This window comes from Prevotella sp. S7-1-8 (genome assembly GCF_000758925.1).
In the GTDB taxonomy this organism is placed as follows: Bacteria; Bacteroidota; Bacteroidia; order Bacteroidales; family Bacteroidaceae; genus Prevotella.
Genome location: NZ_JRNC01000026.1, coordinates 68,640 through 79,155 on the forward strand (window position 1 = coordinate 68,640; position 10,516 = coordinate 79,155).

Consider the following 10,516-nt stretch of genomic DNA (forward strand, 5'->3'; position numbering starts at 1 on the left):
ACGCGCGCGCCGCCCTCACGCTTTTAAAAATCTTTTAACTTGACACATACCGCGTTTCTTGCCTAAAATAGCTAACTTTGCATATCAATGTCCGCCTACGGTTCTCACGAGACACCATCGCGGAGACTGACACGGGCACGGCGAGCGACGACTTGTCATCTTTCGCGTTGCGCTCGCGGCGACACGCGAGCGCGCTTAATCGAGCGGCTTGCCGCGCCCACAGGCTTTTCTCCGCCTCGCCTGTCGAGACAAGGCGCGAGCCATGCCAAGGCTTGCTCGCGAACACCACCTATACAACATGGAAATCAGAAAACACGCACTACTCGCGCTTATGGCAGTCTTTGCCACGTCACTGACAGCGCAAAACACATCGCCCACCATATCGCCTACCGGCACCTATACCGATGCCGAGGGTAACGAGCAGACCACTACGACCATCGCCGCGTCGGCTCCACTCAACGTCACTTTTATGGCCAACGCCGAGCGCGCGGAGGGATGGACGGCCCATTACGAATGGCACTTTTACAAAGAGGGCGATCGGGATCATTGCTATCTCATAAGATACGAGCCAAACACGACGCTCAATTTTGTAGAGGCTGGCACTCACCTCGTAGAGTTGTGGGCCACTTTCACGCGGGGAACGGACAGCGTGGCCTACACCAACCAATACTGGGCATCGGAGGGCACGCCCATCAGCGTATCAATATATGAGAGCAAGCTGGAAATGCCAAACGCTTTCTCGCCCAATGGCGACGGCATTAACGACGTCTACAAGGCTAAGGCCGGCTACCGGAGTTTGATCGAGTTCAAGGCCACCATCTTCAACCGTTGGGGGCAAAAAATATATTCATGGGACAATCCCGCAGGTGGATGGGACGGCAAGTACAAAGGCAAGGACGTGAGCCAAGGCGTCTACTACGTGTTAGTCAGGGCCAAAGGCGCCGATGGGCGAACGTACAACATAAAACGAGACGTAAATCTGCTGAGAGGATACACAGAGGGCACAGGAGGCAGCGAGCTGCCATGACACGGCACATTCCTCTGTAAGCGGAGCCACGATGGCTTGCCACCACATTTTATCACCTTACCCAAGCAACAACCATTACATTGGAAATGATCCGAAACACAAACACTCAGGACAACGACGAGACCCCAAAATCCACACGCCAACAGATAGAAAAGGTCAACGACAATGACAGCGTTGCCCACACGCCAACGCCAACACGCGAACCTTTTGCGAATGGTTCGTGGATAGACGTGTATGGAGCGAGGGTGCACAACCTTAAAAATATAGACGTGAGCATTCCGCGCGGCTCGCTAACCGTCATTACCGGCCTGTCAGGGTCGGGCAAGTCCTCGCTGGCTTTCGACACCATTTTCGCCGAGGGACAACGTCGGTACATTGAGACTTTCTCCGCTTACGCGCGCAATTTCCTTGGCAACATGGAGCGCCCCGATGTTGACAAGATAACCGGTCTAAGCCCCGTGATCAGCATAGAGCAGAAGACCACCAACAAGAACCCACGCTCCACGGTGGGCACCACGACCGAGATATACGACTATTTGCGCCTGCTCTATGCGCGCGCCGGCACGGCGTATAGCTATCTGAGTGGTGAGAAGATGGTAAAATACACTGAGGAAAAGATCCTCCACATGATACTCACAGACTATGACGGGCGCGCCATCTACATACTTGCGCCACTTGTAAGGCAGCGCAAGGGCCACTATCGGGAACTCTTCGACAGCATGCGCCGCAAAGGATACCTTTACATGCGCGTGGACGGCGAGATGAAAGAGATTGTCCGAGGCATGAAGGTGGATCGCTATAAAAACCACAATATCGAGGTGGTGGTGGACAAGCTGAAAGTGAGTGGCAAGGATGACGAGCGGCTCAAACGCAGCGTGCGAGTGGCCATGAAACAAGGAGACGGCGTTGTCATGATTATGGACAAGGCGACGGGCGAGGCGCGCAACTTCTCCAAACGGTTGATGGACCCCGTGACAGGACTGTCTTATGGGGAACCAGCGCCCAACATATTCTCGTTCAACTCGCCCGAGGGGGCATGCCCTCGATGCAAGGGATTGGGCTATGTGAGCGTCGTCGACATGAAAAAAGTGATACCAGACAAAAGCCTTAGCATCAGGGAGGGAGCTATAGTGCCACTTGGAAAATACAAAAACCAGATGATATTCTGGCAGATAGAGGCAATACTTAAAAAATATGAATGCACGCTCAAGACGCCTTTCAAAGACATACCACAAGACGCTGTAAGCGAGATCATGGATGGAACGCTCGAGGATGTGCGCATAGACAAGAACGTGGTGCATACCTCAACAGACTACTTCGTACCCTTTGACGGGGTGGTAAAATACTTGCGCACAGTCATGGAGGCGGACGACTCAAAGGCGGGACGCAAATGGGCCACACAGTTCTTGGCCAACGCCGAGTGTCCGGAGTGCAAGGGCATGAGACTGAAACGCGAGGCACTGTCTTACAAAATGTGGGGACAAAATATATCGGAGGTGTCAAATCTCGACATATCAGAACTGAAAGATTGGCTGGAGCACGTGGAGGAACACTTGGACAAGCAGCAACAAGTGATCGCGCACGAAATCGTGAAAGAGTTGCGCGCGCGTGTCAATTTCTTGCTGGAGGTGGGACTCGACTATATTTCCCTGAACCGCCAGTCGGCCTCCTTGTCAGGCGGCGAGAGCCAACGCATACGGTTGGCCACACAGATAGGCTCGCAATTGGTCAACGTGCTGTACATTCTCGACGAGCCAAGCATCGGACTTCACCAACGCGACAATCATCGACTTATCAAATCTTTGAAAGAGCTGCGCGACATGGGCAACACCGTGATCGTAGTGGAGCACGACGAGGACATGATGCGCGCGGCCGACTGGATCATAGACATAGGGCCACGCGCCGGTCGCAAAGGTGGAGAGGTCGTGTTTCAAGGCACGCCTGCCAACATGCTCAAGACCGACACCATTACAGCCCAGTATCTCAACGGGGAGCGCGCTATCGAAATTCCACCCAAACGCAGGGAGGGCAACGGCAAGGCCATCAAGATATTCGGCGCGCGCGGCAACAACCTGAAAAATGTGGACGTGGAATTTCCCTTGGGCAAACTTGTCGTGGTGACCGGCGTGTCAGGGTCAGGAAAGTCCACCCTCGTCAACGAGACATTGCAGCCCATCCTTTCACAGCATTTTTACCGATCGTTGAAAAAACCGATGCCATACGACAAAGTGACAGGCGTGGACAACATAGACAAAGTGGTGGACGTGGACCAAAGTCCGATAGGGCGTACGCCACGCTCAAACCCCGCCACTTACACAGGTGTGTTCAGTGATATCAGGAATTTGTTTGTAAACTTGCCCGAAGCGAAGATCAGGGGTTACAAGCCCGGACGCTTCTCTTTCAACGTGAAAGGTGGTCGATGCGAGACTTGCGGCGGCAATGGCTACAAAACCATCGAGATGAATTTCTTGCCTAACGTGTTGGTGCCATGCGAGGCGTGCCACGGCAAACGATACAACAGGGAGACATTAGAGGTGAGGTACAAAGGCAAATCGATAGCCGACGTGTTGGACATGACCATCAATCAAGCCGTGGAGTTTTTTGAGAACGTGCCTAACATTCTGCAAAAGATAAAGACACTGCAAGACGTTGGATTGGGATATATCAAGCTCGGGCAAAGCTCCACAACGCTATCGGGCGGCGAAAGCCAACGCGTGAAGTTGGCCACCGAGTTGGCCAAGCGCGACACGGGCAAGACGCTCTATATCCTCGACGAGCCCACCACGGGGTTGCACTTTGAGGATATACGCGTTTTGATGGATGTGTTGCGTAAACTCGTGGACAGAGGCAACACCGTGATAGTTATCGAGCACAACTTGGATGTAATCCGATTGGCTGACCATATCATTGACATTGGCCCCGTGGGCGGTCGCGGGGGTGGCGAGATCCTTGCCACCGGCACGCCAGAAGAAGTGGCAAAAAGCAAGCGAGGATTTACCCCTAAATACATATAACGGTAGCCTCCATTCGCCATCCTGCGCAAAGGGCAAAGCCCAAGGGTGAGAGAAGGGGCCGCACGGAAATAGTTATGAGACCAATAAAATTTATATTTTATTTATCGTTTGCCTTGTGCCAAACGCTGCCGGCATGGTCGCAAAACGACAAGAGCGCGGCGCGCGACAGTTTGACGGCAGCCACGGAGGAGCTGGCCTATCATCCCGATTCCGTTGACTTGAGATTGAGAAAAGCCGGTTGGAACGTACGGTTGGAACAATGGCAATATGCGTTGGACGAATACAGCTATGTGTTGAGGCAAGAGCCCAACAACATTGCCGCGCTGTTTTACCGCGCCTATGTCAACGAGCGACTGTACCGGTATCGCTTCGCCCGGTTGGATTACGAGCACTTGTTGCGAATAGTGCCAGGGCATTTCGAGGGGGCTTTGGGATTGGCGTTGCTCAACCAAAAAGACAAACACTACACCGAGGCGCTCGATGGTATCAACCAATTGGTGAACGCTTATCCCAAATCGGCCATCGCTTGGGCCGCCCGGGCAGGCATGGAAGAAGAGCAAGGCATGTTGGAGCTGTCGGAATACGACTACACCCAAGCCATAGAGCTTGCGCCCAACAATGCCGATTATCTGCTCTCAAGAGCCGACATACGCATTCGGCTTGGGCAATTGGCCAACGCGCGACAGGATCTTGAGGCATTGGTGAAACTCGGGACGCCAAGGGCGGCCCTTGGGAAATGGTTTGGCAAGTGCAAGCGAGAATAGGTTACCAATCGGCCAGATTGGCCTTGGCCTCCACCCTATTCTCCACACGGTCTGGCAAAGCCGGGAAGAAATCCATGTTGACGATACGCTCCACGTCGTCAACAGTGTTCACATACTCGTTTCGCGCGTGGTGCCCTGGCGCGTTTTTGAAAACAAAGCCAATGGCTTTTGGACTGCCCCTCATGCACAGAACGACCTTGAAAAATCCCACGGGGACAGCGACGCGACGTGGTCGGCCAATCTTCTTGTTGGATTTCTTGGAAAAAATGGGGCCGCAAACTATGTAAATCTCGCCATATTGGCGAGCCCAAGCGCGACACTGCATCTCAAGGCTATTCCAGTCGCCGGAATTGAGACTGTGCAACTGTGGACAAATGTTGGTCATAAGGAAACATTCTCGCATGGCTTCCTTGTCCCATTTATTGTCGCCCGCCGGGCACATGTGGCCTCGGTCATACCCCGACCGGCTGTAATCGGAAGGATACACCCGGTATTTAGGGTCGATGTCAAAATCCTCGTGAAACTTCGCGCTCTTGCGCTTCCATGGCCCGTCCGCCTCCTCGCCAGTGAGCTTCCACGCCACCCAATTGGGTAGCAATGTCTCCGTATTGAAAGATAACGCATAAGCCTTGCGACGCAAAACCAGTTCCGGGACATTTGTCAACCGGGCGGGCCAAGCAAGACTTTCTCCAGTCCCGACACGCGCCATGCCATCGTCTCGGCTGCCTGGCCGGCAATCTCTTAGCCTCGTCTCTTGGCCCAGAGCGTCATTTGGCCGTTCCGGTCGCTTCGGTTGGCCTGCCTCCGCTCCACTCTCACATTCGGCAGACGCGGCCCCTTGGGACAAATCATACATTGACCTTTCAGCCTCTGCTGACAGCTTGCCGGAGCAATTGGCGCATCCCGACACGCTCAATGCCACAAACAAAAGCGTTATCGAGGATATGACATGATTGTTCATTTGCCTGAAATTCTATTTAAGAAATAAGCCCGCGCATCTTGCCAATGATAATAAGGCGCGCGATCCGTAGGTATTGGGAGCGTACACTCATCCTCGTTGAGCAACACCTTTACCAAGGCGTTGGCAGCGGTAGGCTTGCCCTTTCGGGGCTTGTAGAATATAAATTGCACGTTGCACGCCATCGGGAAAATGTCGTAATCGTTCCATCTGCGCATGTCCAATTGTTCCAAATTGTCTATCGTCTCACCGTATCCATTAAGATTGAGCAGGCACACCAACGGCAGCACGTCGACCTCATGCCCATAGCGAAGCGTTGCGCCTGGATGCGGCAACAGCAAGCAACTGTCGGCCGTGAAGATAATATTTCTCAACAGGTTGACCTGGGTGTACATGCCCGCCCCATCCACTTGTTTACATGGACCGCTATAAATGTACCATCCCACATTGTTGTACCGCCACGTGTTGTATCGCTCCTCGTCGGTGAAAATATCCCATAAAGAAATTTTGTGGCGCAGCTCCGTGCTCTGCACATTGGCGGCAAGGGTGAACAATCGCATGCCCAAACCAGCGGCATCGACATGACCGGCGTAGGCGCTGTCGTTGAAAAGGTATCGCATGAGATGGTCGTAATTAACATGCTTGGCTTGGAAAGCTCGCAGCGTGGCTTGGGTTTGCGGAGTGTCTCGAAGATCGCAATACTTGTTGTCTTGGTCGTTCATATAATACATGTCGTGACGGCTCGCGTCATGGCAAACACGCAGACGCGGGTTGTGGGCGACCAACTCCTGCAACGCGCTCTCCATGGAGAGTATGCAACGAATGACGGTCGTGGAGCGAGCGTCCACGCAGGCGTCGCCCGAGAAGACTGTCGGGAAGCGTAATATCATCCTGCGGGCTATGGCGTGGTGTTGCCTGGCGCCCAACGACGTAAGCTCGCCACCGCGAAGTTTAGCCTCCTCGCGTATCAACCCCACTTTTCGCAACACCTCCCGTCCGGCCAATGTCAGCTTGCCCAATGAGTCGGCGCGTGACAAGACTAAAAAAGGCTTGTCATAGTCGGAGGTGTTTATGAGATAGCGAGAGCCATGCCTGCCATAGTGGCTGATATAATATGGCTCATATCCTTTAGGGGAAGGGGAGAGCCGTTTGCGCGGCCCTTGGTAGGCCACGTAGTTGCTGCCAGCCAAATTGGGGTTGTTTTTTATATCGCGCCAAGCCTGTTGGGCGCCCGTTGTCAGGGAAACGGCAAACAAACATAAGAAACTAAAAAAAACTCTTTTCATATTAAACAGTATAACATTGCAAAAATAAACAATGGCTTTTGCCCATCCAAACGATTTGTGTATTTTAACAATATTTTCGCGCCACAATCCTCTATCCCCAGCGACGGCGCGCTTAACCTAATCACGATGGATAGCACCGGAGTGAACCTAAATCAAAAATTTCACAAAAAGCAAGAAATAATAACAGTTAAAAATTGGCCAATTCGAAATTTGAATGTATCTTTGTATCAACATAAAAAAGAGATTTTTTTATATTAACTAACATAAAAGGTATAACGATGAAAATTGAAAAAGTACATGCTCGTGAGATTATGGACTCTCGTGGCAATCCCACGGTAGAAGTAGAAGTGACGCTTGAAAACGGCGTAATGGGTCGTGCCAGCGTACCATCAGGCGCGTCTACCGGCGAGAACGAGGCTCTCGAGCTTCGCGACGGCGACAAGAAACGCTTTGGCGGCAAAGGCGTTCTTAAAGCTGTCGAGAACGTGAACAACATCATTGCCCCCGCCTTGAAGGGTTGCTGCGTGTTGGAGCAACGCAAACTTGACAATAAAATGCTTGAGCTTGACGGCACTCCAACAAAGAGCAAATTGGGCGCGAACGCCATTCTCGGCGTTTCTTTGGCCATCGCCCAGACAGCCGCCAAAGCGTTGAACCTTCCTTTATACCGCTATATCGGTGGTTGCAACACCTATACCCTGCCCGTTCCAATGATGAACATTGTTAACGGCGGCGCTCACTCTGACGCTCCCATCGCGTTCCAAGAGTTCATGATTCGCCCCGTAGGCGCACCCAGCGAGAAAGAGGCTATACGCATGGGCGCGGAGGTGTTCCACGCCCTGGCCAAGAACTTGAAGAAGCGCGGACTCTCCACCGCGGTAGGCGACGAAGGTGGCTTCGCTCCTAATTTCGACGGCATTGAGGACGCACTCGACACCATCGTGGCCTCTATCAAAGACGCAGGATATGAGCCGGGCAAGGACGTCAAGATCGCCATGGACTGCGCCGCGTCAGAATTTGCCGTACAAGAAAACGGACAATGGTTCTACGACTATCGACAACTCAAGAACGGCATGCCCAAAGACACCAAGAACGGCAAGAAGCTCACAGCCGACGAGCAAATAGCCTACCTTGAGGAACTAATCACCAAATATCCTATCGACTCTATCGAGGACGGCCTCGACGAGAACGACTGGGACAACTGGAAGAAACTCACAGCCAAGATAGGAGACCGCTGCCAGCTCGTTGGCGACGACTTGTTCGTGACCAACGTGAAATTCCTTGAAAAGGGAATCAAGATGGGCGTTGCCAACTCTATCTTGATCAAGGTGAACCAAATAGGATCGCTGACAGAGACCTTGGACGCTATCGAGATGGCCCATCGCCACGGATACACCACCGTCACCTCTCACCGCTCGGGCGAAACAGAGGACACGACGATTGCCGACATTGCCGTGGCAACCAACTCTGGACAAATCAAGACTGGCTCCATGAGCCGCACGGACCGTATGGCCAAGTACAACCAGCTCATTCGCATCGAGGAAGAGCTATGCTGCTCAAGCAAGTATGGTTACAACAAATTGAAGTGATCAGAAAAGGGTAAATCTATTATACCATTATAAATCAAGGCACGCCTACCATGGGCGTGCCTTTTTTGGCAATTCGCCAGGAATGGTTCCAAATCATGATCGACGAGCTGCCATAAGACAACAAAAACATTGACCGTGGCGACATGGTCAATGAACAGAAACGGACAATCCACCATTATACATCATCGCCAACAGCTTATCTCACACTTTCAACCCACAAACCCCATATCCATGATTAAAAATATTGTTTTCGATTTCGGCGGAGTGCTGGTGCAATACGATTTCCACGCATTTTTTACGTCGGTTTTAGGCGACGAGCACAAAGCCAAATGGTTTTTGGAAAACGTCTTTCCGCCAGAGGTTAACAACGAGATGGACCGCGGCGTACACGAGCCTCAATATTATATTGATTGGCAAAAGCGGCTATGGCCAGAATACCGAAACGCACTTGACGCGCTCAATCAGCGCTATATCGAAATATTCACGCAGGAGTCGGAAGGATTGCGCGAGGCCATGGTTGAACTTAAGGAGAAAGGCTACAGGTTGCTGGGGCTTTCCAACTGGTCATCCAAAGTATATGAGGTGATGGATAAATTCAGCATCTTCGAGCAACTCGAAGACTCGCTAATCTCCAAAGACGTGCACACGCTGAAGCCTCACGCCGACATCTACCAATGCTTTTTGGACAAATTTGGCGTGTTGCCCGAAGAGTGCGTGTTTATCGACGACAAGCCCGAGAACATAGAGGGCGCGCGGGCGGCAGGCTTTTATGGCATCGTTTTCAAAGACACACCCTCCATGCTACACGAACTGAAACCACTACTTTTGCCTTACAACTTTGAGCGAGCATGGCCGAAAGACGAGACATTGGCGTGGGAAATAGTTCATCAAAGCGCCATAGACATGGAGGCCAACGGTCGAAAACAATGGGACACATCATACCCACCGCACGAAAAAATAGCGCAAGACATCAGGGAAGGCAATGGTTACGCTCTTCGACTTGATGGAGAAACGGTTGGTTACGCCGCCGTGACATTTGGCGTCGAGCCATCTTATGAGCAACTGAAAGGCAAGTGGAAGTCCACTCTTCCTTATGCCACCATTCACCGCTTGGCAGTAGCCCTGTCGAATAGAGGCAAGGGATTGGCTCGTCTCATCCTCACCGAGGCCGAACGATTATGTCGCCAGCGAGGCGTGAGAAGCCTACGCATAGACACCAACCACGACAACGCGGAAATGCTTCACCTGCTTGACAGCACAGGATTTAAGCGATGCGGCATGTGTTACTATGAGCGCGATGGCAAACAAACCGAACGTATCGCGTTTGAGAAAGTAACGCGATTTTGACAGGCGCGGCATGCGCAGATTGTTAATCAAAAAAATATATAATCATGAAATGAGACTATAACACTTGTTAACGCCTATGCCACATGCGCCTAACGACACCTCGCCATGAGCGGCGTACAAAATGGCCATGGTCGGAATGCCGTGTTTTTTGCCAGGCATTTATACATACACGCATGGGATAGCCGTCACCTACATTTCACGCACGCTCTGATTTATGGCTGACAATGGGGCTATATTGTTTTATCTTGGAAACATGATAGCAAAACCAAACGTTTTTATTGGAAAACCAAAATATATTCATGGGATAATGTGGAGAAATGAAATGTGGAGAAATGAACAAAAGACATGAACAATCTGTTGCATACGTCGAGAAAACAAGCGATTCTTCACCTTGCGCTGGAGGGACCGGGCTTAAAGCCCGATTGACAGCGAACCGACAGCCGTGAAAGACGTGGGGCAAAAGCGTGAGCGTCTGCATACAGCGTCGTGAGAAACGGCATACGGAAAAATATTGGACGAGCCTCGGGGGTT

8 protein-coding genes are annotated in these 10,516 nt (G+C 51.9%); 6 read left to right on the forward strand and 2 right to left on the reverse strand.

The features are described from left to right. Nucleotides 1-77: 77 nt before the first annotated feature. From HMPREF1640_RS13195 to HMPREF1640_RS04290, 4 genes are all read left to right on the forward strand, one after another. Nucleotides 78-356 carry a hypothetical protein gene (locus HMPREF1640_RS13195; RefSeq protein ID WP_156098706.1) on the forward strand — a complete coding sequence of 93 codons (279 nt, stop codon included), beginning with the start codon at nt 78-80 and terminating at the stop codon, nt 354-356. Next, nucleotides 299-1,027: a gliding motility-associated C-terminal domain-containing protein gene (locus tag HMPREF1640_RS04280; RefSeq protein WP_036892740.1), complete on the forward strand. Its 729-nt coding sequence runs from the start codon at nt 299-301 to the stop codon at nt 1,025-1,027. Before HMPREF1640_RS13195 ends, HMPREF1640_RS04280 begins: the two co-directional genes overlap by 58 nt. A gap of 86 nt (nt 1,028-1,113) precedes the next feature. Further along, a complete protein-coding gene (uvrA, locus tag HMPREF1640_RS04285) occupies nt 1,114-4,041 on the forward strand; it encodes an excinuclease ABC subunit UvrA (protein ID WP_081935268.1) in 2,928 nt (975 codons plus the stop codon). 74 nt (nt 4,042-4,115) lie between these two features. Beyond that, nucleotides 4,116-4,805 (forward strand): tetratricopeptide repeat protein, encoded by a 690-nt coding sequence (locus HMPREF1640_RS04290; RefSeq protein WP_052051697.1) that lies wholly within the window; start codon nt 4,116-4,118, stop codon nt 4,803-4,805. Between the two features lies 1 nt (nt 4,806). Here HMPREF1640_RS04290 and HMPREF1640_RS04295 read toward each other — a convergent pair whose 3' ends face one another. Together HMPREF1640_RS04295 and HMPREF1640_RS04300 are read right to left on the reverse strand one after the other, a co-directional pair. Then, nucleotides 4,807-5,766, reverse strand: coding sequence for a DNA/RNA non-specific endonuclease (locus HMPREF1640_RS04295; protein WP_231565831.1), 960 nt, complete (start codon nt 5,764-5,766; stop codon nt 4,807-4,809). Next, a complete protein-coding gene (locus HMPREF1640_RS04300; RefSeq protein WP_036892717.1) occupies nt 5,763-7,049 on the reverse strand; it encodes a histidine acid phosphatase in 1,287 nt (428 codons plus the stop codon). Before HMPREF1640_RS04300 ends, HMPREF1640_RS04295 begins: the two co-directional genes overlap by 4 nt. 278 nt (nt 7,050-7,327) lie before the next feature. On the opposite strand from HMPREF1640_RS04300, the gene eno reads away from it, so the two are divergent. Together eno and HMPREF1640_RS13495 are read left to right on the forward strand one after the other, a co-directional pair. Next, a complete protein-coding gene (gene eno / locus HMPREF1640_RS04310; protein ID WP_036892721.1) occupies nt 7,328-8,638 on the forward strand; it encodes a phosphopyruvate hydratase in 1,311 nt (436 codons plus the stop codon). A gap of 231 nt (nt 8,639-8,869) precedes the next feature. Further along, nucleotides 8,870-9,985 carry an HAD-IA family hydrolase gene (locus HMPREF1640_RS13495; protein ID WP_197051482.1) on the forward strand — a complete coding sequence of 372 codons (1,116 nt, stop codon included), beginning with the start codon at nt 8,870-8,872 and terminating at the stop codon, nt 9,983-9,985. Nucleotides 9,986-10,516: the final 531 nt, after the last annotated feature.